The organism is Streptomyces sp. NPDC020801 (assembly GCF_044334385.1).
In the GTDB taxonomy this organism is placed as follows: domain Bacteria; phylum Actinomycetota; class Actinomycetes; order Streptomycetales; family Streptomycetaceae; genus Streptomyces.
Window position 1 is genome coordinate 86,440 of record NZ_JBIRST010000023.1, and the last position, 24,820, is coordinate 111,259.

General features: G+C 68.4%; 20 protein-coding genes and 4 pseudogenes. 13 read left to right on the forward strand and 11 right to left on the reverse strand.

Going from position 1 to position 24,820, the window contains the following annotated elements; all coding sequences use genetic code 11:
- Positions 1-143 precede the first annotated feature (143 nt).
- The 5 genes from ACH4UM_RS34350 (at position 144) to ACH4UM_RS34370 (ending at position 8,035) form a co-directional block, all read left to right on the forward strand.
- The gene (locus tag ACH4UM_RS34350; RefSeq protein ID WP_398188160.1) at positions 144-3,926 is read left to right on the forward strand and encodes a helix-turn-helix domain-containing protein; all 3,783 of its coding nucleotides are present in this window, start codon (positions 144-146) and stop codon (positions 3,924-3,926) included.
- A gap of 240 nt (positions 3,927-4,166) precedes the next feature.
- Positions 4,167-4,301 (forward strand): hypothetical protein, encoded by a 135-nt coding sequence (locus ACH4UM_RS34355; protein ID WP_398188163.1) that lies wholly within the window; start codon positions 4,167-4,169, stop codon positions 4,299-4,301.
- A gap of 1,712 nt (positions 4,302-6,013) precedes the next feature.
- A complete protein-coding gene (locus tag ACH4UM_RS34360) occupies positions 6,014-6,448 on the forward strand; it encodes a hypothetical protein (RefSeq protein WP_398188166.1) in 435 nt (144 codons plus the stop codon).
- 86 nt (positions 6,449-6,534) lie between these two features.
- Positions 6,535-6,858 (forward strand): peptidoglycan-binding protein, encoded by a 324-nt coding sequence (locus ACH4UM_RS34365; RefSeq protein WP_398188169.1) that lies wholly within the window; start codon positions 6,535-6,537, stop codon positions 6,856-6,858.
- Between the two features lie 778 nt (positions 6,859-7,636).
- Complete coding sequence (locus tag ACH4UM_RS34370) at positions 7,637-8,035, forward strand: hypothetical protein (protein WP_398188171.1); 399 nt, start codon at positions 7,637-7,639, stop codon at positions 8,033-8,035.
- 483 nt (positions 8,036-8,518) lie between these two features.
- Here the strand turns inward: ACH4UM_RS34370 and ACH4UM_RS34375 are convergent, their stop codons facing one another.
- Positions 8,519-9,040: a hypothetical protein gene (locus tag ACH4UM_RS34375; RefSeq protein ID WP_398188173.1), complete on the reverse strand. Its 522-nt coding sequence runs from the start codon at positions 9,038-9,040 to the stop codon at positions 8,519-8,521.
- A 98-nt stretch (positions 9,041-9,138) separates the two neighbouring features.
- Positions 9,139-9,759 carry an RICIN domain-containing protein gene (locus tag ACH4UM_RS34380; RefSeq protein ID WP_398188176.1) on the reverse strand — a complete coding sequence of 207 codons (621 nt, stop codon included), beginning with the start codon at positions 9,757-9,759 and terminating at the stop codon, positions 9,139-9,141.
- A 557-nt stretch (positions 9,760-10,316) separates the two neighbouring features.
- On the opposite strand from ACH4UM_RS34380, the gene ACH4UM_RS34385 reads away from it, so the two are divergent.
- The gene (locus tag ACH4UM_RS34385; protein ID WP_398188179.1) at positions 10,317-11,006 is read left to right on the forward strand and encodes a NucA/NucB deoxyribonuclease domain-containing protein; all 690 of its coding nucleotides are present in this window, start codon (positions 10,317-10,319) and stop codon (positions 11,004-11,006) included.
- 273 nt (positions 11,007-11,279) lie between these two features.
- Positions 11,280-11,814 (forward strand): annotated as a pseudogene (locus ACH4UM_RS34390) (IS6 family transposase); the annotation flags it as partial.
- 1,660 nt (positions 11,815-13,474) lie between these two features.
- Here ACH4UM_RS34390 and ACH4UM_RS34395 read toward each other — a convergent pair.
- From ACH4UM_RS34395 to ACH4UM_RS34425, 7 genes and pseudogenes are all read right to left on the reverse strand, one after another.
- Positions 13,475-13,783: pseudogene (locus ACH4UM_RS34395) on the reverse strand (integrase core domain-containing protein); the annotation flags it as partial.
- Positions 13,784-13,790: 7 nt separating this feature from the next.
- Positions 13,791-14,309 (reverse strand): annotated as a pseudogene (locus tag ACH4UM_RS34400) (IS30 family transposase); the annotation flags it as partial.
- A gap of 73 nt (positions 14,310-14,382) precedes the next feature.
- Positions 14,383-15,282, reverse strand: a complete 900-nt coding sequence (locus ACH4UM_RS34405) for a group II intron maturase-specific domain-containing protein (RefSeq protein ID WP_398188181.1) — start codon at positions 15,280-15,282, stop codon at positions 14,383-14,385.
- Between the two features lie 116 nt (positions 15,283-15,398).
- Positions 15,399-16,079, reverse strand: a complete 681-nt coding sequence (locus ACH4UM_RS34410) for a tyrosine-type recombinase/integrase (RefSeq protein WP_398188184.1) — start codon at positions 16,077-16,079, stop codon at positions 15,399-15,401.
- Positions 16,076-16,387, reverse strand: coding sequence for a hypothetical protein (locus ACH4UM_RS34415; RefSeq protein ID WP_398188186.1), 312 nt, complete (start codon positions 16,385-16,387; stop codon positions 16,076-16,078). Before ACH4UM_RS34415 ends, ACH4UM_RS34410 begins: the two co-directional genes overlap by 4 nt.
- The gene (locus ACH4UM_RS34420; RefSeq protein WP_398188188.1) at positions 16,384-17,313 is read right to left on the reverse strand and encodes a tyrosine-type recombinase/integrase; all 930 of its coding nucleotides are present in this window, start codon (positions 17,311-17,313) and stop codon (positions 16,384-16,386) included. Before ACH4UM_RS34420 ends, ACH4UM_RS34415 begins: the two co-directional genes overlap by 4 nt.
- Positions 17,310-18,233, reverse strand: coding sequence for a site-specific integrase (locus ACH4UM_RS34425; RefSeq protein ID WP_398188191.1), 924 nt, complete (start codon positions 18,231-18,233; stop codon positions 17,310-17,312). Before ACH4UM_RS34425 ends, ACH4UM_RS34420 begins: the two co-directional genes overlap by 4 nt.
- A gap of 348 nt (positions 18,234-18,581) precedes the next feature.
- On the opposite strand from ACH4UM_RS34425, the gene ACH4UM_RS34430 reads away from it, so the two are divergent.
- Together ACH4UM_RS34430 and ACH4UM_RS34435 are read left to right on the forward strand one after the other, a co-directional pair.
- Complete coding sequence (locus tag ACH4UM_RS34430) at positions 18,582-19,163, forward strand: group II intron maturase-specific domain-containing protein (RefSeq protein ID WP_398188194.1); 582 nt, start codon at positions 18,582-18,584, stop codon at positions 19,161-19,163.
- Positions 19,164-19,240: 77 nt separating this feature from the next.
- Positions 19,241-20,035 (forward strand): transposase family protein, encoded by a 795-nt coding sequence (locus tag ACH4UM_RS34435; RefSeq protein WP_398188197.1) that lies wholly within the window; start codon positions 19,241-19,243, stop codon positions 20,033-20,035.
- A gap of 120 nt (positions 20,036-20,155) precedes the next feature.
- On the opposite strand, the gene ACH4UM_RS34440 is transcribed toward ACH4UM_RS34435, so the two are convergent.
- Positions 20,156-20,524, reverse strand: a complete 369-nt coding sequence (locus ACH4UM_RS34440; RefSeq protein ID WP_398188199.1) for a VOC family protein — start codon at positions 20,522-20,524, stop codon at positions 20,156-20,158.
- 188 nt (positions 20,525-20,712) lie between these two features.
- Here ACH4UM_RS34440 and ACH4UM_RS34445 point away from each other — a divergent pair, with 188 nt between their 5' ends.
- The 4 genes from ACH4UM_RS34445 to ACH4UM_RS34460 all read left to right on the forward strand — a co-directional run bounded on the left by ACH4UM_RS34445 (position 20,713) and on the right by ACH4UM_RS34460 (position 23,683).
- Positions 20,713-20,979 (forward strand): hypothetical protein, encoded by a 267-nt coding sequence (locus tag ACH4UM_RS34445; protein ID WP_398188201.1) that lies wholly within the window; start codon positions 20,713-20,715, stop codon positions 20,977-20,979.
- 239 nt (positions 20,980-21,218) lie between these two features.
- A protein-coding gene (locus ACH4UM_RS34450) for an IS3 family transposase (protein WP_398188204.1) occupies positions 21,219-22,399 on the forward strand; the annotation gives its coding sequence in 2 pieces (ribosomal slippage) (positions 21,219-21,503 and positions 21,506-22,399; 1,179 coding nt in all).
- A 109-nt stretch (positions 22,400-22,508) separates the two neighbouring features.
- Positions 22,509-22,979 (forward strand): hypothetical protein, encoded by a 471-nt coding sequence (locus tag ACH4UM_RS34455; RefSeq protein ID WP_398188207.1) that lies wholly within the window; start codon positions 22,509-22,511, stop codon positions 22,977-22,979.
- Positions 22,980-22,984: 5 nt separating this feature from the next.
- Positions 22,985-23,683 carry a nuclear transport factor 2 family protein gene (locus ACH4UM_RS34460; protein WP_398188210.1) on the forward strand — a complete coding sequence of 233 codons (699 nt, stop codon included), beginning with the start codon at positions 22,985-22,987 and terminating at the stop codon, positions 23,681-23,683.
- A 7-nt stretch (positions 23,684-23,690) separates the two neighbouring features.
- Here the strand turns inward: ACH4UM_RS34460 and ACH4UM_RS34465 are convergent.
- Positions 23,691-24,587, reverse strand: a pseudogene (locus ACH4UM_RS34465) (transposase); the annotation flags it as partial.
- Positions 24,588-24,820 lie beyond the last annotated feature (233 nt).

A 24,820-nucleotide genomic window follows, 5' to 3' on the forward strand; every position in this document is an offset into this window, starting at 1 on the left:
CCCCGCACTGCCGGGTGCAACAAACGTTTCGGCAGGCTGGCCGTAGCCCCTGATCGGCTGAGACAAGCTGTTGAGGGATGCGACGGTGACGAAGACGGTGCCACTGTTGTCCCTCACTGTTCGCGTTGACCATGGGGGACGGGATGGGGCGTCGTGAGGGACCGCTGGATCCGGCGGCCGGGCCGGCCCAGCGCTTCGCGTTCGACTTACGGAAGCTGCGCCAGGAGGCCGGAGGTCTGACCTACCGGGCCATGGCTCAGCAGACGGGCTATTCGGTGGCCACCTTGTCGCGGGCGGCCGCAGGTGGCCAACTGCCGTCGCTGGAGGTGGCCCTGGCCTATGTGCGGGCCTGCGGTGGTGATCCCGAAGAGTGGGAGCCGCGCTGGCAGGCGGCGGCTCGGGAGATGGCAGCCGAGGCGGAGGACACCGAAGACACGGAGGCCCCGTACCGAGGGCTGGCCCGCTTCGAACCTGGCGACCGGGACCTGTTCTTCGGACGTGACCAGCTCGTGGCCCGGCTTGCCGAGCGGGTGAGGGCCCGCCGCATGATCGCGGTGGTGGGCGCCTCCGGCTGTGGCAAGTCCTCCCTCCTGCGCGCGGGCCTCCTGCCCTCCCTCCAAGCCCAGCAGTCATCGGGTTGCCGACTGGCAGCCATCCGGATCCTCACCCCGGGGCCGCACCCCTCGTCTGTCCACGCCCGTGTGTTGACGGCGAGTCACGAAGCCGGTGACACGGTGGTCGTGGTCGACCAGTTCGAGGAGATCTTCACCCTGTGCTCGGACCCGGTCGAGCGTGCGACATTCCTCGACCTGCTGGTGAGGGCGGTGGAACCGGAGAGCAGGCTGCGGGTGGTGATCGCGGTACGGGCCGACTTCCTCGGCCGCTGCGCCGAGCATCGTCCGCTGGCCACGGCCCTCACCGACGCCACCTTCCTCCTCGGCCCCATGGGACCGGACGAACTGCGCGACGCGATCGTCAAACCCGCCGCGGCCGCAGGCCTGATCGTGGAGCGCGCGTTGACGGCGAGGATCGTGGAGGACGTGGCCGAGGAGCCCGGCGGACTGCCACTCATGTCCCACGCTTTGCTGGAGACCTGGCGCCGCCGCAAAGGCCGCACCCTCACTCTGGCCGCCTACGAGGCCACAGGTGGTGTCCATGGCGCTCTCACCCGCACCGCCGAAGAGCTGTACACCCGACTCTCACCGGAGCAGGCCGAGGCCGCCCGGCGTGTCCTGCTGCGACTGATCACGCCCGGGGATGGGGCCCAGGACACCAGCCGTCCCGCCGAGCACGCCGAACTGCGGGCGCTGAGCGCCACCGGCCGGCCGAGCGAGGCGGCTTCGGTACTGGAACAACTGGCCCGCGCGCGGCTGGTCACACTCGACGGCGACACGGTGCACCTGGCCCATGAAGCGTTGATCACGGCATGGCCGCGGCTGCAGTCCTGGATCGACGGCGCCCGCGAACGCCTGCGGGTCCATCACCAACTCATCGAGGCCGCCCGCGCCTGGGACGCTCTCGACCAGGACGCCGGGGCCCTGTACCGCGGCACCCGCCTCGCCAGGGCCGAGGAGCTTCTCACCGGGTATCGCGCGGACCTCACCCCGGCCGAGGCGGCGTTCCTCGACGCCAGCATCGCCGCCCGCGAGCAGGAGCAGCGGGCGGCGGCCCGCACCGCCCGGCGTATCCGGGTGCTGCTGGCCGCGGTGTCCGCCCTTCTCCTGCTCGCGTCGACGGCCGCTGTCATCGCCTTCCAGCAGCGCTCGCTGGCCCGCGCCGGCCGTGACCGCGCAGTGGCCGAGCAGGTGGTGGCCGAGGCCGGCCAGCTGAATGCGACCGATCCCTCACTGGCGGCGCGGATGTACGTGGCGGCGCACCGGCTGCGGTCGGACCGTGAAGCCGCCGCCGGCCTGCTGGACACGCAGAACATCGCGCTGTCCTCCGTACTGTCCGGACACTCCCAGGCGGTATACGCGGTGGCGTTCTCACCGGACGGGCGGATTCTGGCGACGGGCGCCGGTGACCGCACCATCCGACTGTGGAGCCTGGCCGACCCCGCGCACCCCGTCCCGCTCGGCAAGCCGCTGACCGGGCACACCGACTGGGTGTACTGGCTGCAGTTCTCCCCGGACGGTCACACCCTGGCCAGCGCGAGCCGGGATCGTACGGCACGCCTGTGGGACGTCCGCGACCCTCTACACCCGAGGGCCCTCGGCAGGCCGCTTACCGGGCACCGCGATTTCGTCTTCTCGGTGTCGTTCAGCCACGACGGGCGCATCCTGGCCACCGCCGGCCAAGACCACACCGTGCGGCTGTGGGACGTCTCCGAGCCGGCGCGCGCCAAGGCACTGGGCCACCCGCTCACCGGGGCCAGTGAGGCCGTCGCCTCGGCCGCTTTCAGCCCGGACGGCCGCACGGTGGCGGCCCCCGGCCACGATCACCTGATCCGACTGTGGAACGTCACGGACCCGGCCCGGCCGAAACTGTGGCGGAAGCCGCTGAGCACCCCCGACGTCGTCTACGCGGTCGCCTTCCGCCGAGACAGCAAACTCATGGCCAGCGTGGGCAACGACGACAAGGTGCGACTGTGGGACGTGTCCGACCCGGCGCGCGCCGAGCCGCTGGGCCAGCCGCTGACGGGTCACACCGACACGCTGCTCGCGGTGGCGTTCTCACCGGACGGCCGGACACTTGCCACAGCCGGTGCGGACCATGCCATCCGGCTGTGGGACGTCTCCGACCCGCGGCATCCGGCCGCCCTCGGGCAGCCGTTGATCGGCCACACCGGATTCGTCAACTGGCTGGCTTTCAGCCCCGATGGGCGGTCGCTGGCCAGCGCGAGCGACGACCACACCGTACGGCTGTGGCATCTGCCGCGTGCCTTCCTGGCCGGCCATCTCGGCAGCGTCACCGGCATCGCGTACAGCAGGAACGGCCGTGTCCTGGCCGGCGCGAGCGGCGGAAGGGTACGGCTCTGGGACGTCCGTGATCCGGCGGGCGGCAGGCAGGTGAGCGAGCTGCCGGGTCAGCACCTCGCCCTCCGGGTGATGTTCCAGCCGCGGGGCCGGCTGCTCGCGAGCGCCGACGGTGACGGCACCGTGCGGCTGTGGGACGTCTCCGCCCCGGACCGCCCCCGGCAGGCCGGCCTGATCCGCACCGGCGGCGCCGACCAGGCCGATGGCGTGCTGGCCTTCACACCCGACGGGCGTGTACTGATCACAGGCGGGCCCAGGTACGGCCTCCGGCTGTGGAACGTCACCGATCCCGCACGCCCCGCCGCCCTGGGCAGCGCGCTGACCGGCCACATCAGCTTCGTCCACTGGGTGGGCGTCAGCCCGGACGGCCATACCCTGGCCAGCACGAGCGAGGACGACAAGGTCCGCCTGTGGGACGTCCGCGACCCGGTCCGTCCCAGGCGCCTGCCGGACATCCGCACAGGCGACACAGGGGGCACCTTGTGGGGCGCCTTCAGCCCTGACGGACGGCTGCTGGCCACCGCCGGTGTCGGCCACGACGTACGCCTGTGGAACCTCAGCGACCCTGCGCACGCCTCGGCCACCGGCAACTCGCTGACCGGGCACACCGGCCGGGTGACCTGGGTGGGTTTCAGTGCGGACGGGCACACGCTGGCCTCCGCCGGTGAGGACCGGAGCGTCTTGCTGTGGGACCTGACCGACCCTGCTCGACCGGCTCCCTGGGGCAGGGCGCTCACAGCAGGGCATACCGGAGCGATCGAGACGGCCGCGTACCGCCCGGACGGACAACTTCTGGCCACAGCGGGACCGGACGGCGTGATCGAGTTCACGCCCCTCGGGCTCGGCCCGGCGATCCGGCGGATCTGCGCCGGCACCGCGGGTCTGCTCACCCCGGCGCAATGGCGGGACTACGTACGGGACCTCCCCTACTCTCAGCCATGCCGCGCCTGACGCGGGGTCTCCCTCACACTGCCGTCGCCCTCGCCCCGCATTCCCCGGCGCCGGGGCGACTGCTGGTCGGCCGACAGAGGTAGGCCAACCCTCGCCACCGACCCGTCCGTGAGTACTCCAGTCAGATTTCGTGTCTTGAGCTGCTTGTTGTGAGGCTGTTCACCGGACGCCTGATGGACCAAATGCAGCGCCTGTCCGGGCTCGGGCACCTGAACCTCGGCTACGTCCCGTGGAGCAGGCATGAGCGGTAGCGAGTGGTCCGGCGTCGACCTGGCCCAGGTTGCGCTGCGGGCCGATGGAGCAGGCCCGGAAGAACTGCGGCGGCCGCCCGGCGAAGGCCAAGCAGCCCCGTCCGACCACGGTGGTGCGCCGTGACGGACGTGAGCCGCTGGACCGGGGTGCCGCGATCGGCGCGCTGCTCACCGAACGGGCCTGGGAGCTCCCGGCCGCTCGCCCTGCCACGGCGGCGAGTTCGGCGAAGCGGCGACCTGGAAGCCGCCTGCTGGGTCCGACGCCTCTTTCGCGACGCCTGTCCCTCTGGACAAATCAGACATTCGCATTGCTGAAAAGGTTGTTGCATGCGGCGCTACGGGCCTGCGCAACAACGAGCCAGCCCGGAAGTCTGGTGCGTGGCCCGGCGTCGGACCGCCATCTCGACGGGGCGTCGGCCATCCCGGATGAGTGGTGCGCACCGGACGGTGATGCCGCGCTCGTCCGATCCAGTGGACCGCTCCCAGCCGGGAAGCGGCGTCGAGACATTGGGAGGAACGTTGAACAAGCAGTTGGGTCGGGGTATGGCCACCGTGGTACTGGCAGGCGGTCTCGTCGCAGGAGGTGCGGGCGCGTCATGGGCCGCCGGTACTTCAGTAGCGCTGTCCGGTGGCGTCATCGCCACTCAGTCGGCGGTTGGCGCAACCCCTGCCGCGGCTTCCTCTGCGGGCGCTACAGCGAAGGAGCAGGCTCTCGCCGCTGCCGGATGCATCAGTTGGAGGGACTCTGCCGGCCCTGGCCACGGACACCGGCGGCACGTCAAGTGTGCGGGGACGGGGAAGCGCGTCAAGGTCTACATTCTGTGCACGACCGGTGACTCCGCAAGCCGGGACTTCGGGTTCGAATACAACAAGGCCGAGTGCCCGGGGTACGGCGGCCGGGAAGAAGGCTGGGACTACGACCTCAGCTCGTGAGGCCGGCGTGCCCCGGTTGCGGTCTTCCCCCTGCCTAAACGGCGATGGCCCGGTTCCGCGGCGCTGTACGGCTTCGCGGGGGAGAGGTGGCTGGCCCCTTCCTCCCGGACATCGTGCGGCGTCCGGCCGCCGGGAGCTCGTCGGTCCCTTCAACCACAGACCGCTTCCTACGGTATCCGCCTGCGGCGCGGTTTGGCGCTGCACAGGCGGACGTTGAGCAGCGGCGGGCGGCCAACTCCTGCAACCGGCGGCGCTTTCAGCACCGCTGACGGATACGAGCACCAGCGCGGCAGCGCTGGTGCTCGTATCCGTCACGCTACTCCGGGTCGGGCAAGGTGCCCGAGTCCGACCGCACTGTGGAGCAGTCGGCGTTGCTGTGAGTCTCCGGCCTGCTTTCCGCCGGCGCACCCCACGCCCAGTGGCCTTGGCCCGGCCAGAATGCAGACTGCGGCCGTCGCCGAGACGCCCCTCGTGCGGGCCATGAACAGGTTGAGCCAGCAACGTATGCGCCGGGGGAGTCGGCAACCGACGGCAACGCCGTAGATGGGCGTGCCGGCCCCCACGTCTGCGGCATGATCCGCCGGACAGGCCCAACTGGGCGGGCCGCTCCGCGCTTCGCGGGCTTACCGCCTCGCCCTACTGAGAAGAACCAGCTCAGGACACGAAATCTGACTGGAGTATGAGTGTTTGTTTCACGCCGCGACAGGGGGCTGTGCAACAACCGGTCGGCCCGCAACCTGGTGTTCGGCGGGCACCCGACGGCCTATCGGTAGGCGACGTCGGCCAGTGGTGAGGCGGCGTCCAGCACAGTCAGTTCGGTCAGTTCGGCCGGCGGCTCGCGTCCTCGGCCACCGCCTGCCGTCCCACTCCCGTGCCTGCCTCTCTCGCATCCAAGGAGACATCATGCCCACTGCAATCCCGCTCCGCCGCGTCGCCCACGGGCTCGGCGCATTCCTCGGCGCCGCACTCCTCTGCGCCACCGCCGCCACCGCCCAGGCAGGAGCCGTCCCGGCCGACCAGCCCGCCACGAAGGCCACGAAGGCCACGAAGGCCTCGGAGGCCTCGGTGGCTCCGGTGGCCTGCGGCAATCACACCGACTACTTCCGGGTCTGGACCAAGTACCACGGTTTCCCCGCTTGCTTCCACAACACGGGCTTCAAGTCCTTCTCGCCGACGTGGACCTCGTACGGAATCTGTGCCGGCGCCTACTCCGGGTACGTCAACTACATCGTCGACGGTGTGGAGATCGGCGACCAGTTCACCGCCGGCAACTGCATCGACTGGTCGCGGGCCTACGGAACGGTCGAGGTCGTCGGCTTCAAGCTCACCCGCAGCTGAGCCGCCACTCGTCCGGTCAACGACAGCCACGTCCCTCCTCGACCGATCGGAGTATCTCCATGCGACCGGCACGAAAACACCCACGCTTGCTGCACACGCTCGTGGCCGCAGTTCTGGCCGGCGCCGCGCAGTTCGCCGGGGCTGGCGCGGCCGATGCAGTCACGCCGCCGTCCTCTGCGGCGCCGGGGTGCCACTGGGCCCACGGCCTGCCCACCGAAGTCCTGGAGTTGGGCAGCACCGGCGGCTGCGTGCAGTACCTGCAGGACAAACTCGCCGTCACAGCCGACGGGATCTTCGGCCGCAGAACGTACAACGCGGTCGTGGCCACCCAGGAACACTGCAACCTGCACGTTGACGGCATCGTCGGCCCCAAGACCTGGGACGCCATCCTGCACTGGTGCCGCGAATGACAACGGCCGGCACGATGAGCCGAGCTGTCGGTGGTGATGCGGTCGGGGGGTGATGCGTCAGCAGCCAGGCCAAGGTGCGCTCGATCGCCCACCGGTAGGTGGCCAGCCCGGTGGCGTATCACCGTCGACGGCCACGTCCGCCCGCTCGACGACCTCACCCGCCGTGCGGTCCTGGACTGGCTCGATTGCCGCCGCAGCCGCCGGCCGAACACGGCCAACCCCCACCTGCTGATCACCCAGAAGACCGCCGTTGAACTCGGCCCGGCCGGCAGGCTCCGGACCATCCGGGCCACCCGCAACCTCACCGCCACGTTGAGTGAGCGAGACACCCAGGTCAGAGAGCCGCGGACTCTGAGTTCGACCGCGGCGGCACGGTCCGTCGGCTTGCTGGGCGGCTGCTTCTTCCCGGCACACGACGCAACGTCCTGACCTGCGTGCTCAACCATCGATGAGAACAACAGCTGGGCACCAGCCTTCGCTGAGAACTGCTCAGCCTTCATTGCGAGAGATCACTAGAAATCAGTGTCCTTCGACAACGAAGTTGGTCGGAGGCAGCGCCTCCGACCTGGGACGACTGGGTTGGCTGTCAGACAGGCCATCTCGGTATGTGCACGGTGGGGCAGCGCGGTGGTCATCCGACACCAGTTACGAGGTAGTGACAATCGGGGGCCAACTTCCTAGCGCGCCAACTGCTCTTCTTCGGCGAAAGCGCGTCAATTAGGAATCTGTGAGACCTAGTTGGTGCAAAGGGAATGTATAAATCCAAGGAGACCTGAGCATGAAGCTGGGTATCAAGCGGCTCGCGGTAGTCGGCGCGCTGGGTGTGACCTCAGCAGCGCTGGCGGCATCCCCGGCGTTCGCGAAGAGCGACATCTCGATTCAGGCCACCCCCCACACCGCGCACGCTGGCCACGTGGTGAAGGTACACGGCCAGGGTGACGACGACGCCGAGCAGTACACCATGCTCGTCATACAGGAGCGGTCCGGCAAACCCGGCCACTGGGGCCACTGGCACGCCGTCACGCGAAGCTTCAACGGCGATGCGCGCGCAAACGTCAAGGCCACGCACACGGGCGAGTTGCAGTTCCGCTCAGTGCTGTACTCGACCGACGAGCACCACCAGCACGCGAAGACGGACCGTACCTCCACTCCAGTGACCGTCCACGTCGTCCGTTAGCCGGCGCAAGAGCACCGCACGCAGATCGACCGCCTTCCCCGGAACGACAGGCCCTTCCGGGGAAGGCGGCACCGCTCCCCGCCCGCCCGCGCTGTCCGCACTGGCTCGATGAAGAGCATCCGCGTACGACACTTCGACATACGGCCCGGCACCTTCCACCCCGGCCAGTACAGCCATACAACGCCCCGGCGCGCTCACCCCGGGCCACGAAACGGCTGGGTTCGATGTCAAACGCCTCGATTGGCTGACAGGGGACAATCAGCCCGGGAAGCGCGAGGTCGGCAAACATATACTCGAACACATGGGTGATGGGCTGGCGGAACCGATGCCGGCGCGGCCGTGGCGTCTGGAGGACGGGCCGGAGCCGACCGTGTGGACCTGGCCCCGGACGGATCCACCGGCATTGTGGCTGTGGTCGCGGGGCCGGTGGCGGTGGGCGAGCGTGATGGCCAGACAGGACTGGTCAGACGGCACAATCGCCTATCAGGTGTCCGTCGACCGTTCGGCGGCGCTCCTGCGGAAGCGCTGTTCCTGGACGACCTGGCGGCCGGAGCGTTCGGCACGGTCACGGGCCTGATGCCGGAAGACCTGCAGCGCATGGGTGCGCTGGTCCGCCAGTACGCCAACCTGCCGCTCGGCGGCACGGACGCTCCGGAGTAGTTCGTCGCGGTCGCGGCCACCAGCGACGTCCGCAGTCCAGTCGCGGATCCGTCCAGACAGAAGCTCGATGGCCTTCGCGGCGAACTCGGCACGGCTGGTGACGTCGGACGGCCCCTCGATCGCTACGGCGCCGACAGCCCGCGCGACCGGGTCACGCTGCTCGTCGACCTCCCGGAGCATTGCCTGCACGGCGGCCTGGTCGAAGTCGTCGCCCTTGAACACGTCCAAGAATGCGGCTGCGGCGTCCCGCCGGGCGAGGAGAGCCGTCGCGCACGCGCTGTACGCCTGGCGACGGGCCTTCTGTTCCTCCGTGGTCGTCTGTGCCCGGCTGGTGATCCTGGCCAAGCCCGAAGCGTGCCGCCGATGCCGGCGAGGCCGAGCAACGTCGTTGAGTCCACGAGGGCTAGGAGCCTGTGGGCCCGCCGCTGAGCGGCGGGCTCAGATCAGGAAGTGCCCTGCGCCCGTAATTCCTTGGGCCACAGGGGGCCGTTGTCGTACAGCATCCACTGCCTGTTGGGCGACTGGTCGTTCTGTAGGTCGCCCATCTGCAGTTCCTGCTCCCGGCCGGTGAAGTTGATGACCTGCCCGGTGCTTCGGCTGACCAGAATGGCGAAATTGCCGTTGCCCGGGTTCCGACGTACGTACCACTGCTGGTTGCCGCTGCTCTGAAACTGCCACTGGTCGACGCCGGCATCCCGGTCGCCTCCCCGCACGTCCAAGACGCGGCCGCTGTTGAGGTTGCGGAAGTACCAGTATGTGCCGCCCCCGTCTTGGCCTGCGCGCTCCGCCCGCCACAACTGGTTGGCGTGTGCAGGCCAAGCGTCGTATCCGATGACCGAGGTGCCATTCTCGTGGGAGCCGCCGCGCACATCCATCACCATCCTGGGCGCCGTATCACCTCCCCAGAGGATCTGGTAGACATCGCCGTTGTGGACGGGCCAGTCCTCGGCGTACGAGGTGCCCGACAACGTGATCAGTGCGATCAACGCCAGCAGGACGGCACCGCACGCGTGCAGGCCGCGGCGGACCAGACTCCGCCGGCTGCCCTTGGAGTTGCGAATCATTCGTTCCTTCTCCTGCAATTGGTGAGGCCGACAACCACCCGCCTGCGCCATCACGAACAGCAAACGAGCGCGGCCGCCGGGCCGGCCGGCCGGACGGCTGGCCGATGCGGCAACCCTGCGGCCGTTGTCGTCCCAGTGGTGGCCATGTTGTAGATGTTGGGACGCCGGAACGGATTCGATGGCTCTGACCTGGGGAAATACAAGATCCTGGAACGCCGTTCCGGGACATGGGCGAGGAGAAAACGGTGACACGGACCGATTCGCAAAGCCGAGCGTCCTGCCAAACCAGCTGCCACCCACTCACCGGCGGAACACACCGGCCGCCCCCGACCACTGCATTCGCACACGCCTCAAAGGAGATCATCGACGGCCCTCGCACCAACACCGAGCAACCGATCGACACCCACTTATCGGCATCGGCCCGAAGCCACTCCCTCAAGGCTCACCAGAGCACCGCATAGCGCGCGCCCGGAACACGGCCTGTTCACCAAAACCGCCGTGGCCGCGCAAGCGCACAGCCGTCGAGAACCGCTGGGTGCTGGACGACTGCTCAGTGGTTGTCGGGGCCGGAACCAACCACTCGCGCGGGCGCGGGCGTTGCGGTCAACATCGGTGCTGCTTCCGCAGGCGGTACCAAGGCCACCGTCCACGTCTCGCAGGGCCACATTCTCAACAGCGGTGCGGCGGACGGCAGCGTCGGCTACACGACCAGCAATGCTCCGAAGAAGATCAACCCCAAGGCGAAGACCACGTACACCTACACCTTCACCAAGCCCGGCTACACCCCCGGCACCGTCTCCTGCGGCTCGGCGGTGTACCGGTGCGACAACTACTACGGCAGCAGGCGGGCCAGCCGGGCCGGCTGCGCCATCCCGGAAGTCCCCACCGGCGTGAGCATGGTGGGCCTGGCCCGCATCGACGAGGGCATCCGCAAGCTGCGGGCCAACGGCGGTCACCACGGTGACCCCTACGGCGGCAAGCCGCTGCACTGGATGATCAACAAGGCGCAGGAGAACGCGAACCGGAAGGCGGTGTGCCCGCGTACCGCACCGCCGGACATGCAGCGCGCCGGCCGCACCTCGTGTGACGAGTACCCCTTCGCCTCCACCTACGAAGGCGGTACCCACCTCCCCGCCAGCCAGCGGGAAATCACCTGGGTGAAGGTCAACGAAAACAAGGCCCAGGGCGGAACCATCACCGCGTGGCGGGCAAGATGCACGTCATGGACCACGATCCCTTCTACGTGATCGTCTAAGCGCGGCTAGACTCACCGCCAGACAGGTGCCCCACATCCCGGTGTGTTCGGGAGTGGGCCCGTAGCGCCTCCAGCGCGACCGCGACGGCACGGACAGGTCGAGTGCGAGTGAGCTTCCAGGGACAGCGTGCATCCGCTGCAGGTCATCCATGTGTGGTGGTCAGCCGCTTCGTTCCGCCGTCCGCAGCATGCGCTGGAACGGCGCTGTCACGTTGGCTGGCCCGTAGGATGATCTTGGTGTTGATCAGGGCGGGAGGGGCCGTTCGTGGGAGCCGTGTCGCCGTCGTACAAAAGGCACCGGTGCCCGGGCGAGATCATCTCTCACTGCGTGTGGCTGTACTTCCGCTTCCCGCTGTCCTTCCGTGAGGTCGAGGAGCTGATGCTCCAGTGTGAGTGTTGTCGTCTCCCACGAGACCGTGCGTCGGTGGTGTGGGAAGTTCGGGCAGGCCTATGCGAACGCGCTGCGGCGTCGCCGGCCCCGGCCCGGGGACAAACGGCACCTCGACGAGGTCTTCATCAAGGTCAACGGGGAGCGGAAGTATCTGTGGCGGGCCGTCGACCAGGACGGCAACGTCTTGGACGTCCTCGTGCAGTCCCGCCGGGACAAGGCTGCGGCCAGGCGCTTCTTCCGCAAGCTGCTGAATAGGACCGGTGCGGTGCCCAGGGTGGTCGTCACCGACAAGCTCCGTTCCTACGGCGCCGCCCACCGTGAGGTCATACCCTCGGTGGAGCACCGCTCGCACAAGGGGCTGAACAACGGGGCGGAGAACAGTCACCAGCCCACTCGCCAGCGTGAGCGGGCGACGAAGGGCTCGACAGACGGCCCGACGCGCGGGCCATCACTTGCGGACAGGCAGGGACGCCCCCTTGATCCAGTCCAGCGCACAGCGCACCCCCGATGCGTTCCCCGTGCCGCCCTGCGAGACGGCACCTGGCGGACCGTGGTCAGCGGTTCACCGGATCCATGATTACACAGCAATCGAACGTGTGTGCAGCCTATTTCCGGGCGCCAGATGGCGCCCATCCGCGACCGAGTCGTCGCCGTGCCGCTTGCGCCGTCTACCGCGGACGGGGTGCGCCAACGTGAATGGTGTCGCAGAACACCGGGGTCACGCGCCGGCCGTGCGGGTCGGTGATCTGCAGCGAAGCGCCATAGTCCCCGGACGCGGCGTGCGGGGGCAAGGCACCGACTGCGCTGCTGAGCGCGACCAACACCAGTGCCGTGCCCTGTAGGTTCGATGGCTATCCGAAGGTGCAGGCTTACGCTGGCAAAGGTCCGGCCGTCTGGTCGGAGCCGAAAGCCAAGGCGCCGTGTTGCCGTGGTGGTGCCGACGGCCCGTTGCCCGGCTTCCCGGCGTCTTGATGCGCTGTACCGCACGCCACAGCAGCCGCCATAACCGTCAGGCTGATAGCGGAGACTGCCGCTGTCCGCCGTGCCACGAGGACTCCCCCCTGGGAAGCGACCCCCGCGGAGACCGGGTGCCGCCGCTCCTGCCTCCCGGACAGAAAGATGTATTCGTCTCTGCGAGGGTTCCTCCGAAGCAGTACCCACTTCCGCACTGCCACCAGCCGCCAGGCCGGGTTCGTAGGCGCCTCCCGGAGGATGACGGCGCTGCGCTTTGCCCCGAGGCAAGAACTGTCTGTCTCGATGAGTAGGGTCGGGGACTGGCGCGGTGGCTTCCGCTCCGTTTCCAGCCCCCGCCGCTTCAAACCGTACGTGCGGTTCTCCCGCATACGGCTTTCCGGCATCGTTCACCGACTGGCGCCGTCGCCCTGCGCCCGGTTCCGGTAAGGCGGCAGACTCCGAGCCGGGTGATCCACCCATAGGTGAAACGGGTGGCCCAGTTCCGACCCCTCAGGCCGTGTTTCCGGCTGGCGAGAATTGCCAGCCGCTCGTGGACATAGCCGTCGACCGCGTTGAACTTCCGCCCGGAGTTCCCGTTGCGGAAGTACGCTCCCTAGCCCCGTAGCACGGGGTTGAGGTCGGCGACCACAGCGGACAGCGGTCGTTCAGCCTTCGAAAATGACGGTAGCTGCACGGACTTTGTCACGCAGCACCCGCATTGCCCTGGCCGAGGGCCACCGCTGCAAGTAGAACTTGCCCCGCCATTTCCACGACTCCACTTTCCGGTGATGGAAGCCGAGGAACTCGAAGCCTTGCCCGCCCCGGGTGAGGCAGGTGATACCGGACTTCTCCGGGTGCAACCGCATCCTGAGACGTTCCAGTACTGAGGCGTCCCCCGGGGTGTGGACACGGGGGTTCATGCTGCGAGTGTGAGGGTGGTGTCCCACCACGTGGTGTAGCCGATCAAGCTGGCGGAATTCCCAGGTCGCGGTGCGAATCGCCCTCACCGAAGGCCCTGTTGGGCTTTGCCGAGCCAGGACCAGCGGTGATCGCCAGTCGCCCCGCAACGGCTCTCACCGGAGACCTCCGAAGCGGAGGCGTCAGACCGTGATCGGCTACACCACGACGGGGGACACGACCAGTGTGAGTTTACGTTCTCGCTGGTGCCGTTGTTCGAACTCGGCTTGCGAGAGGTAGTCGAGGGCACTGTGACGTCGTCGGGAGTTGTAGTAGGTCAGCCACTGGAAGATCTCCAGCCTCGCCTGACGCATCGTCGAGAACAGCCTCCGATGCATCGTCTCCCTCTTGAGTCCCTGCCAGAACGACTCGGTGAGGGCGTTGTCATAGCTCGAGCTGACCCGGCCCAGGCTCCTGCGGATCCCGAAACCGTCGCAGACCTGCGCGAACGCGGCCGACGTGTCCTGCCCGGGCTCAACCGGTCGTCGCAACACCGGCTTCCTGGACCGATAGTAGATGCTCGTTCAGGGCTTCGGCTGGTGTCTTCCAGCCGAGTGTTTTGCGGGGCCTGTTGTTGAGTGCCAGAGCAACGGCCCCGAGCTCGTCGGCTTTCCACCGCGACAGGTCCGTGCCCTTTGGAAAGTACTGGCGAAGGAGTCCGTTCGTGTTCTCGTTGGTGCCCCGTTGCCAGGGGCTGTGCGGATCGGCGAAGTAGACCTGCAGGCCGGCGTCGATGCGGAGTTGGGCGTGCTGGGCCAGTTCCTTGCCGCGGTCCCAGGTCAGCGAGCGGCGTAGCTGCTCGGGCAGCGTGGTGATCGTGCCGATGATCGCGTCTTTCACGGCCTCGGCGCCGCGGCCGGCCAGTGCCGGGCCGTTCTTGGCCCGTGGCTCGACACCGTAGCCGTCCATCCGCGGCAGGTGCAGCAGCATGGTGAACCGCGTCGTGCGCTCCAGGAGTGTGCCGATCGCGGACCGGCCGGTGGCGATGATGAGTCGGGTAGCGGGGACGCATTGCTGCGTCCCCGCCCCCTCAGAACCGTGCAAGCAGCTGTTCACCGCACACGGCTCAAGCAAGCCCCAAGGGCTCGCGGTCTGGAGAAGGTGCGGGGCCTGTCGGATCGGCGGCTCCATTCCGCCGTTGACAGTGGGTGTGGAGGAGACGGATTCGTTGATCGCCCGGTGAGACCCCTCCTGGGAAGGCGACGTGCTGCCTGGAGATCGCCTTCCTGAGGACGGCCCGCCACGCTTCCCATTCCTGCGGGTTTCGGGGCGGGTGATCGGCGTGCAGCAGAAGCCCTCCGCAGATCGGGCAGCGACCCTGTTGCGCCTGAAGCAGGCGCACGGTCATGCCGTCGACCGGCGGGGGTGGCCTTTTGCGACGCCGCTCGGCCCAGTACCACTCCAGCGCCGGGTCGTCCGGAGACGCCCTGCCCTTGACCAACTGCTGCCGCACGATCTTCGTCCAGGAGAACTTGAGCAGGTAGGCGCCACTGATGCGGTCGCCGAACACCCACCGGTCCCTCCTGGCCTTGTTGAACCGGCCGAAGTACTTGTCGGAAATCCAGTGCTTCGGCTTGTTCGGGTGGCTGTGTTTGGCCCACTTGTAAGCGAGCTTCCACATGTGATTGTCCAGCGCGGTGAACACCTCGCTGGACACCACCGTCCGGTAGTAGGCCGACCAACCCCGCACGATCGGGTTGGTCTTCTTGAGCACCGCACCCGCGTTGGCCCCTCGCAGGGCCAGCATCTCGGCACTCAGCCGTTCCCGGATCCGTCGTTGGGCCGCTGCGCTCGGCTTGATCAGCAGCTTGCCGTGATAGCGGCGGACGTTGAACCCCAGAAAGTCGAACCCGCTTTCCGCGTGGACGATGCGTGTCTTGTCCTCGTGGAAGGCGAGCCCCCTGGGCGTCAGCCATGCGGCCAGCCGTTCTTTGACCTGTTCGGCCTGGTCACGGCTGGTGCACATCGCGACAAAATCGTCTGCTTATGCCGCCTGCCGGGTAATGCCGACTGCGGCGGGCGGAAGCCTGATGGGCTCGGCGCCGGGTTCCGAAGCGGTCGACATAACCCTTGGCCTGCTGCTCAGAGTGTCTGGAGGAACGCCAGCAGGGTGTCCGGGGCGGCGTAGCGGCCGGGTGTGCTGCCGGAGGGGGTCGTGCGCGTGAGCGCGCGTTCCTTGATGGCCAGGTCGGCGTGCAGATAGATTTGTATGGTTTCGGTTGATTCATGGCCGAGCCAGAGGGCGATCACGGAGATGTCGACTCCCGCATGCAGGAGCGCCATCGCTGTGCTGTGCCGCAGGGTGTACGGGGTGACGTGCTTGTCGGCCAGGGACGGGCAGGTTGCTGCGGCGGTCCGGGTGTGCTTGGTGACGAGGCGTTCGACGGCGTCCCGGCTGAGCGGGGTGCCACGGCGGGTCGGGAACAGCGGATCGTCTTGCTCGCCGCGTCGTTCCTTGAGCCAGGTCTTGAGCACCTTGACGGTGTCGGTGGTCAGTGGGGTGCATCGGCCCTTGCGGCCTTTGCCGTGGCGGTGCAGGTGGGGGCCGGTGCCCAGGCGCATGTCCTGGAGGGTGAGGCCGGTGAGTTCGCTGACGCGCAGTCCGGTGTGGACGCCGGTCAGCAGCAGGGCATGGTCGCGACGTCCGGTCCAGGTGGTGCGGTCCGGTGCCGCGACCAGGGCATCGGTCTCCGTGGTGGTCAGGTAGTTGACGATGGCCCGGTCGAAGCGTTTGGGCGGGATCGCCAGCACGCGTTGGATCACTGCCGCGTGCTCGGGGGCCCGCAGGGCCGCGTAGCGGAAGAACGAACGGATAGCGGCCAGGCGGGCGTTGCGGGTTGCGGTGGTGTTGCCGCGGTCGGTTTCCAGGTGCTGGAGGACGCGCCGATCGTGGGTGCGTCCAGGTCGGCGATGCTCAGGCAGGTCGGCCGGTGGCCGGTGCGCTGTTCGGCGAAGCCGAGCAGGAGGGTGAAGGTGTCCCGGTAAGCGGCGATGGTGTGGGGGCTGGCCTGGAGCTGGAGCATGAGTTTGTCGGTGAAGAAGCCCTGGAGCAGGGGTGCGAGGTCGCTCACGGCCGGCCTCCGAAGCTGTGTTCCAGGCGGGCCGCGGCCAGGGCCAGCAACTCCGGTGAGCCGGAGAGATACCAGTAGGTGGACTTCGGGTCGGCGTGGCCGAGGTAGGTCGTCAGCAGCGGGAGCTTCGCCTGGACGTCGGCGCCGTCGCGGTACCAGTTCAGCAGGGTCGCGGTCGCGAACGTGTGGCGAAGATCGTGCATGCGGGGCCTTCGGCGGCTTTGGCCTGCGGTGATGTGTGCCGTCTCCAGCAGATTGGCGAAGGTGTGCGGGATGTTGTGGGAGTCGAGGCGGGTGCCGCGGGTGGAGACCAGGAAGGCGGCCGTGCTCGGGGCGGGCCTCTGGCAGTCACGGTCCCGGGCATACTTCTGCAGTGCGGCGGTTGTGCTGGCGTGCACCGGGACCTGCCGCGATTTGCCGAACTTGGTGTCCCTCACGGTCAGGAGACCGTCGGTGAGGTCGACGTCGGTGCGGTCCAGGCCGCAGGCTTCGGAGGTGCGCAGGCCCGTCGCGGCCAGCAGGCCGAGCAGGGTGTGCCAGGTGTGGGCTCGGAAGGACGGCCGGAGTTCGCTCGTCGCCTGAGGGAGGGCGGCCAGTTCGGCGGGGGTGAACAGGTGCGGGGTGATGCGCCGGTAGTGGTGGGGCAGGGCATCCTCGGGCGGGATTTCGGTGGCCGGTTCCAGGGCTTTCAGATGCCGGGCGAAGATCCGCACGGCCATCAGGCGTCGGCTCCAGTGGACTTGATCGGTGCTGCGAGGGGTACTGGTTGCCCAGGTGAGCGCGGCCTCGGCGGTCAGGACGGTGGCGCCGGTGTGCTCCAGGTAGCTGACGAAGCTCATCGACTTCTCGCCGAAGCTGGTCAGTTTGAAGCCCAGACGGCGGCGCATGGCCAGGTACTCGTCCGCGTGCTGCCGGATCGTGGTCATCGTGCACCGCCTTCCGGCCACGGCTGGGCCAGCGTCCGCAGGGCCTCGTGGTCGACCTTCGCGTAGACGGCGGTGCTCAGCTGGCTGCGGTGCCGCAGCACTTGACCCACTTCGGGCAGCGGGGTCCCGGCCCGCAGGATGGCGGTGGCCAGGCTGTGGCGGAGCCGGTGGGCTCCCAGCCGCGGCAGGCCGGCCCTCTCGCAGGCCCTCCCCATGATCGCCCGGATGCAGGTTCCGGTCAGGGCCTGATAGGGGGCCCGCGCCGTGACGAACACGGCCGTCGCCGAACAGCGGGGACGGGCGCCGGTCAGGTAGCCGGCCAGGGCTTCACCGACCTCGGCCGGCAAGGGCAGCCGCTCGATGCGGGACCCTTTGCCCCGCACGGCGATCTCTCCCGCATGCCAGTCGATATCGGACAGTCGCAGGGCGGCGACTTCCGCACCGCGCAGGCCCAGGCGGGCGAGCACCGTCAGTACTGCCCGGTCCCGCCGGCCCGCCGGAGTCCGCGGGTCCGGAGCCGCCAGCAGCGCGGATATCTCCTGCGGCGGCAGTCCGCGGGGCAGGGAGTCAAGACGCCAGCCTGCCACCGACGGGACCGCACCGGTCAGCGAAGCCGGGATCCGCCCGTCCACGTGCAGGTAGCGCAACAGTGAACGCACTGCGGTCACCAGGGCTTTCGCCGACCAGACGCTGTCCGCGTCCGCCGTGTGCCGGACCATGAACGCGGTGACCCGCGCAGCGTCAGGCCCGACCAGCGACTCCTCCAGCGGATCCGGCAGCGCGGCGAGGAACTTGCGTGCCTGACCGCAGTAGCAGCGGACGGACTCGGCAGCCAGTCCGCGTTCCCCTCGCAGGTAGGCGCCGTAGCCCGCCAGCAGTTCCTCCACCGCACCGCCGCCGGCCGGTGCCGGAGCGGGCACGATGCCGCTGCCCCGAAGACACTCAATGGCGCCTCATTATGCGTACCGCGTCCGTCACCGACGCCGTCACGTACCCCAGGGACGCCAACTCCGTACGCACCAACAGCTCGTACGGCACCAACGATCCCGTCATCACCAGCGGCACCGGTCCACGGCGCCGCCCTCCACTCGCATCCATGATCTGCTCCCGTCTTGCAGGTCAACTCGCCTGCACAGACAGGGGTAAGAGACTCCACGGGGCGTGGCCGCCGGTTATGCTGAACCTTTCGAAACCGGACATCAGGCCCATCAGGCTTCCGCCCCGTCGCAGTCGGCATAACCCGGCAGGCGGCATAAGCGGACGATTTCGTGGTTCTGGTCGACGGCGAGCGCGACGACGTCGAGGCGTTGCGCGAGGACATATCCGAGGTGCTGCAACCGCTCGGTCTTCGTCTCTCCGAGGCGAAGACGCAGGTGGTGCACATGTCGGAGGGGTTCGACTTCCTGGGGTTCCGCATCCAGTGGCGCCGCAAGCGAGGAACGGACAAGTGGTACGTCTACACCTTCATCGCTGACCGGCCCATCCGGCAGCTGAAGGACAAAATCCGTGCCCTGACGAACAGAACGTCGCAGCAGAACCCCAGGGATGTGCTGATCAGGCTCAACCAGATCATGCGCGGCTGGGCCAACTACTGCAAGCACGCGGTCTGCAAAGCCACCTTGAGCTCCCTGGCCAGCTTCACGTGGCACCGGGTGATCAGCTGGTGGATGGCGCTGCACCGCTGGAAGTGGAAGGACATTCGCCGACGCCTCACCGACCACAACGGACGGTGGCAAAGGCCCTCGGCAGATGGGATCGAACTGTTCGACCTCCAGGCGGTGACGGTCACTCGCTACCGCTACAGAGGCAACCGGATCCCCAACCCCTGGACACGTCTCAACCACGCCTGAACGGAAGAGTCCGTGGAGAGCCCGGCACTCGGAGACGGGTACGCCGGGTTCGGCGAGCGGCACGGAGAAACGGACCGGTGGCAACACCGGCACCGCGCTCCGTGCCGACTCAACAGCACGCCGGGGACACCGAGTCCCTGGTCTACCAGTGCCGCCTGCCGCTGTCCACGCACACCCTGACCTACCTCGCCGACCTGCTGCGACGCCACCTGAAGGCCATACGCTCCCGGTGGCGGGCGCTGCCGCCCGGGAGGATCGCGCTGATCGTCCTGGCCGTGCTGCGGCACGACCAGCGCCTGGCCGACATGGCCGGCGGGCAACGACATCTCCGCCACCACAGTCCGCCGCTGGCGCGACGAGCTGATCGCCCGGCCGCGAAGGCCCCGCGGCTGGACCGCGCCCTGAAGAAGATCGCCCGGCGGGGCGGCGAGGTCGTCCTGATCGACGGCACCCTCATCCCCATCCAGCACCGCACCGCACCGCACCGGCAAGGCGAACCGCCCAAACTACTCCGGCAAACACCACCGCCACGGCCTGCACGTCCTCGCCCTGACCGACGAGCGAGGCCGGATGATCTGGATATGGCCGCCCGGCCCGGCCACACCCACGACATCACCGCCGCCCGCCGCGACCGCATCCTGGCCCACCTGCGCGCTGCCGGCCTCGGCGCCCTGGCCGACCTGGGCTTCCTCGGCCTAGACAACGACGGGGACGATCCCGTGGTCGTCACCGGTTTCAAGGCCACCCGCGCCCGTAAGCTCACCCCCGGCGAAAGGGAGGCCAACCGCATCCTGACCGCCGGACGCGTCCACGTCGAACGCGGCTTCGCCCACCTGAAGTGTCTGGCGGATCCTCACCAAGTTCCGCACTGACCCCGCCCGCGCCACCCACCTGCTTCGCGCTCTGCTCGTCCTGACGAACATCGGGGCCACTACAGGAAATTGATCTCTACCGCAGGTAGCCCACGATCAGCACATGCCCCCGGAACAGCGTCACCGGGCCGGGATCGGCTGAGTGAGGTTCACCGGGTTGCCGTCAGGGTCCTGGATGTGGGCGACGCGCTGTCCCCACGGCATGTCGTTGGGGCCGCTGCCGACCGAGCCGCCCAGCGCCGCCACCCGGCCGAGCGTCTCATCGACGTCGTCGACACCGATGCTGAGCAGGATCCGCGGTGCGGCCCCGGTCCCCGGGTTCGCCTTGGCCACCAGCCCGAGGTCGGAGTCGCCGATGCGCAAGCCGAGATAGAAGGCCGGGCCTTCCGCCGGTACCCGGAAGATCTCCTCGGCGCCGAACAATTTCGTATAGAAGCCGAGCAGAACGTCCTGGTCGGCAGTGATGATCACTGGCTGGATGGTGGACATGGCACTCCTGTCGAGAACGGTCGTATCGCTGGGTAGACCGTTCGAGGACGGTGAACTCATCGGCAAAACCACCCCGCCGGACGATCTACACCCCAGACTGCCGCCCACGACCAGCACGAGCACCCCGAAACGAAGTCACGCCACCCCGCTGACCAGCCACTTCAAGATGGCGGAGCTTCACTGAACGCATGCGATATGAGGAGAAAGCCAAGCTCACCATCGCGAGAGCACTGGTCCCGGTGGCCATCCTCATCTCCTCACCGGTGCTGCTGATCGCCGGAGCGCCGATCCGCCATCGATACCACCGCTACGTCTACCGGGACGAGGCCCCACCGATCCTGGACAAGAAGCAGGGCCGAATCAGCATCCACTGGTTCGTGGTCACCGACCCTCTTCTCGAATGGCTCTGCTGGCCCACAGAGTCACTTGCCCGTCTCGTCTCACACCGCGGTTAAAAGACAAGCTCATATGCCACCGCCGGCTCACCAACTCACATGACGTCTAAGCTAGAGCGGCCCGACGCCGCCCCCTGCGGAATCTGCCGCCCCGACCGGCCGCTGCGCGCCGCCGCGTAAGGCACCGGGAGGCGCCCCGGGACGTTGCCCGGCAGCCTATGCTGGCAGACAGGGGACTGCTGCAGGGTTGGGTGACACCTGACCTGGCTTGCTGAGAAGCGGCCTGGAAGGATGTTGCAGTGCCCAAGCCGTATCCGAAGGAGTTCCGCGAGGACGTCGTGCGGGTCGCGCGCAACCGCGAGCCCGGCGTCACGCTGGAACAGATCGCCGCCGACTTCGGGGTCCACCCGATCACGTTGTCGAAGTGGCTGCGCCGCGCCGAGACCGATGAGGGCGCCAGGCCCGCAACGACGTCGGGTGAGTCGGCCGAGCTGCGTGAGGCCCGGAAGCGGATCCGGTTGCTGGAGCAGGAGAACGAGGTGCTCAGGAGGGCTGCGGCGTATCTGTCGCAGGCGAACCTGCCAGCAAAATGATGTACCCGCTCGTCCGTGAGCTGGCCGCCGCCGATGCCCCTTGCCGGGTGCCGGTGGCGGTGACGTGCCGGGTGCTCGGGCTGGCCCGCCAGCCCTACTACCGGTGGCTGGCCCGGCCTGCCACCGACGCCGAACTTACCCAGGCATACAGGGCCAACGCCCTGTTCGACGCGCACCGCGACGATCCCGAGTTCGGGCACCGCTTCCTTCTCGACGAGGCCCGCGCTGCCGGTGAGGCGATGGCCGAGCGGACCGCCTGGCGGATCTGCCGGGACAACGGCTGGTGGAGTGCCTTCGGTAAACGCAGGGGCTGCGGGAAGAACGCCAAAGCCGGGCCACCGGTCCACGATGACCTGGTGCGGCGGAACTTCACCGCGGACGGGCCGAACCGGTTGTGGCTCACGGACATCACCGAGCACGCGACCGGCGAGGGCAAGCTGTATCTGTGCGCCGTCAAGGATGTGTACTCCGGCCGCATCGTGGGCTATTCCATCAACGCCCGGATGAAGTCCCGCCTCGCGGTGGCCGCGCTGGAGTCCGCCGTTGCCCGCCGCGGCCCCGTCGCGGGATGCATCGTGCACTCCGACCGCGGATCGCAATTCCGGTCCCGCAAGGTCGCCGCCGCCCTCACTCGGCACGGCCTGGTCGGCTCAATGGGCCGGGTCGGGGCCGCCGGCGACAACGCCGCAATGGAGAGCTTCTTCGCACTGCTGCAGAAAAACGTCCTCGACCGCCGCACCTGGGCCACCCGCCAGGAGTTGCGGATCGCGATCGTCACCTGGATCGAGCGGACCTACCACCGGCGCCGACGGCAACGACGCCTGGGCCGATTGCCCCCCGTCGAGTACGAGACCATCATGACCCCACCCGCAGCTCTGGCTGCATAAACCCCGCTGTCACCCGATCATGCAGCAGTCCCCAGCCCCGGCGCCTCGCGGTTGCGGGGTAATCGGGAAGATGGCCACATGCTCGTGGCACCTTGCCTAGCATCAAGGCATGACCTTGGTGGGCGCGGCATTGTGGGGGCTGTTTGGTGGCTTCGCCGTCGAGTCGCTGGAGTTCTGGACAGCCGTGCGGCGCCACCAGCGCTGGCCCTGGGAGAATCCGGGCGACGGACCAACCCTGGGACTTCTGGCCTACATCCTCGCCACCACCTTACGGCTCGGCGTCGGGGCGGGTGTGGCCGTCGCAGCGCGCACATCCGAGCAAAGCGCCACCGCATGGGTGGCGATGATCGTCGGGGCCGGGACGCCTCTGCTACTGGAAAAGGCGACGGCCCTCATCCCCCTCGTCCTGCAGGTCGGCGTCACCGCGGTCACCGCGACCTCCCCGCGCGAGGGGGAGAGTGGCGAGGCCGCGTTATTCCTCGAGCCCCTGGGCCCGCGCTCCGCCGGGCGCAACCGCCCTGACACGTCGGTCCCGGACAGCGAGACCGCCCTGTCCGACGGCGAAGGCCAAAGGAGTTGATGGTCGTGCGCGCCAACTCCCTGCCCGGCCGGGTCGTGGCCATCGTTTCGCGCCGTGCTCCCGCGTTCCAGCCGCGTCCGAGCGAACAGACCGGTCTGGCCTGGGCCGTACAGGCGGCGTTGCCGGGCACGCGTCGCCAGGAGCCAACCGAGGCCGCTTCCGCATCCGAGGCCGGAGCGCTTCCAGGTTCACGCGTTGGCCCATCGACCGATCTCGTCGTCACGGTCGAGCCGTGGCGCTGGCATCAGATCCGGGCCGCTTCCCTCAGCGTCGGTAAGGCCCGGTCCATGAAGGTCATGCCGACCCTCGTCGGGCTCGTCGCCGCCTGTCTCCTGGCAGGGGGCGGCTTCGCATTGACAACCCTGGCGCCCGGCGAGATCTCGGCGCCGGCCGGGCCGCCGTCGTCGTCCACCGCGCCCCTTGGACCTAAGCAGACGGTCGAGCGGTATTTCGATGCGGTCAACGCGAGGGACTATCAGACAGCCTGGTCGCTGGGAGGCCGCAACTTCGATGAGAGCTATGACACCTTCGTGGCGGGCTTCGCGGACACAGCGACGACCTCCGTCACCGTCCAGTCCGTCACAGGTGACGTCGTAGCCGTGGTGCTGCACGTCCACACCACGGATGGGAGCACGAAGAGCTACCACGGTACGTACACCGTCCGCGACGGTGTGATCGCGGAAGGCAGCCTGAAGGCCGACTAACAGCTCAGAAGGTGCTGCCGTCGCCGACCTCGATCAGGATCCGGGCTCCGGTCCTGACGCCGATCCCTGGCATCGACGTCAGGACCTTCGAAAGAGGGTGAGCCTCCAGCAGTTCCTCGATCCGCCCGGCCAGCAGCTTGCGCTGGTCAAGCACGGCCGTGAATGAGGCGGCCAAGCTCGGGACGATCAGCGCGGCCGCCTCGGTCCCTGGAACGGTCACGGTCTGCTCGTCCAACGCGGTGAAGATCTCGTCGACCAGTCGCTAGGCCATCCTCGGCGCCTTCGGCCGCAGCAGGGTGACCAGCCGCCGACGGCCGGCCTTACGGATCTGGGCCGGAGATCCGAACCGTTCCAGAAGCGTGAGGACGGCCGGGTGCTGCAACCGCGGCCCCAGCACCCGTTCCCGAGACGGGTGGATCTGGGTCAGCAGGCCGTGCAGTCGGTTGGCGACCCTGGTTGCCTCGCCGGCCAGGTCGTCGAAGCCCACGATCATCTCCAGCTCGGCGATGGTCTCGTCCTCGCCGTCGATCGCCTGGAGTGTGTGGGGCATCGCGCGAGCGGCGTCGGCGATGATGAACGCGTCCCTCGCGTCGGTCTTGGCTTCGCCGGGGTAGAGGTCGGCGATCCGCCGCATCGTCAGCCCGGGCAGGTAGGCGATCGGGCAGCCCGTGTCCCTCGCCACCGCCAGCGGCAGAGCCCCGATCGAGGCTGGCTGGTCGACCACGACCAGCACCGTTCCGTGCTTGGCCTGGAGCTTCGCAAACAACTCGCGGGGCTTGGGCTCGGTGTTGGGCAGGCGCTTGTCGAACGCCTTCTTCCCGGCCGGGGTCACGGCGGTGGCGTGATGTTCGCCCTTGCCGACGTCCAGTCCGAGGAAGACATCGATGTCGCCGGTGTCGATCACGTGCAGGCCCCTCCATCACGCATTCGTCCGGCCTTGCCAGGGCACCGAGCTGCCACATCCACGTTACGGAGAGCTCTTCCGGCCCGGGTGAAGCCGGTGCTCAAGCCCCTCATCAGCAATCCGTCGATGCCTCCGGACCCGGTGACACCTCCTCATGTTGTTGTCAAGCCGTAGCAGGTGCGGGAGTTGGGAATTGGTAGCACTGTCTGTCACGGACCATGGCGAACAGGACG

What these genes read in the sequence shown, in the direction of transcription:
- ACH4UM_RS34350 (WP_398188160.1), top strand. Translation starts at nt 144, where the DNA reads ATGGGGCGTCGTGAGGGACCGCTGGATCCGGCGGCCGGGCCGGCCCAG.
- ACH4UM_RS34355 (WP_398188163.1), top strand. Translation starts at nt 4,167, where the DNA reads ATGAGCGGTAGCGAGTGGTCCGGCGTCGACCTGGCCCAGGTTGCGCTG.
- ACH4UM_RS34360 (WP_398188166.1), top strand. Translation starts at nt 6,014, where the DNA reads ATGCCCACTGCAATCCCGCTCCGCCGCGTCGCCCACGGGCTCGGCGCA.
- ACH4UM_RS34370 (WP_398188171.1), top strand. Translation starts at nt 7,637, where the DNA reads ATGAAGCTGGGTATCAAGCGGCTCGCGGTAGTCGGCGCGCTGGGTGTG.
- ACH4UM_RS34380 (WP_398188176.1), bottom strand. Translation starts at nt 9,759, where the DNA reads ATGATTCGCAACTCCAAGGGCAGCCGGCGGAGTCTGGTCCGCCGCGGC.
- ACH4UM_RS34405 (WP_398188181.1), bottom strand. Translation starts at nt 15,282, where the DNA reads ATGTGCACCAGCCGTGACCAGGCCGAACAGGTCAAAGAACGGCTGGCC.
- ACH4UM_RS34420 (WP_398188188.1), bottom strand. Translation starts at nt 17,313, where the DNA reads ATGACCACGATCCGGCAGCACGCGGACGAGTACCTGGCCATGCGCCGC.
- ACH4UM_RS34440 (WP_398188199.1), bottom strand. Translation starts at nt 20,524, where the DNA reads ATGTCCACCATCCAGCCAGTGATCATCACTGCCGACCAGGACGTTCTG.
- ACH4UM_RS34445 (WP_398188201.1), top strand. Translation starts at nt 20,713, where the DNA reads ATGCGATATGAGGAGAAAGCCAAGCTCACCATCGCGAGAGCACTGGTC.
- ACH4UM_RS34455 (WP_398188207.1), top strand. Translation starts at nt 22,509, where the DNA reads ATGACCTTGGTGGGCGCGGCATTGTGGGGGCTGTTTGGTGGCTTCGCC.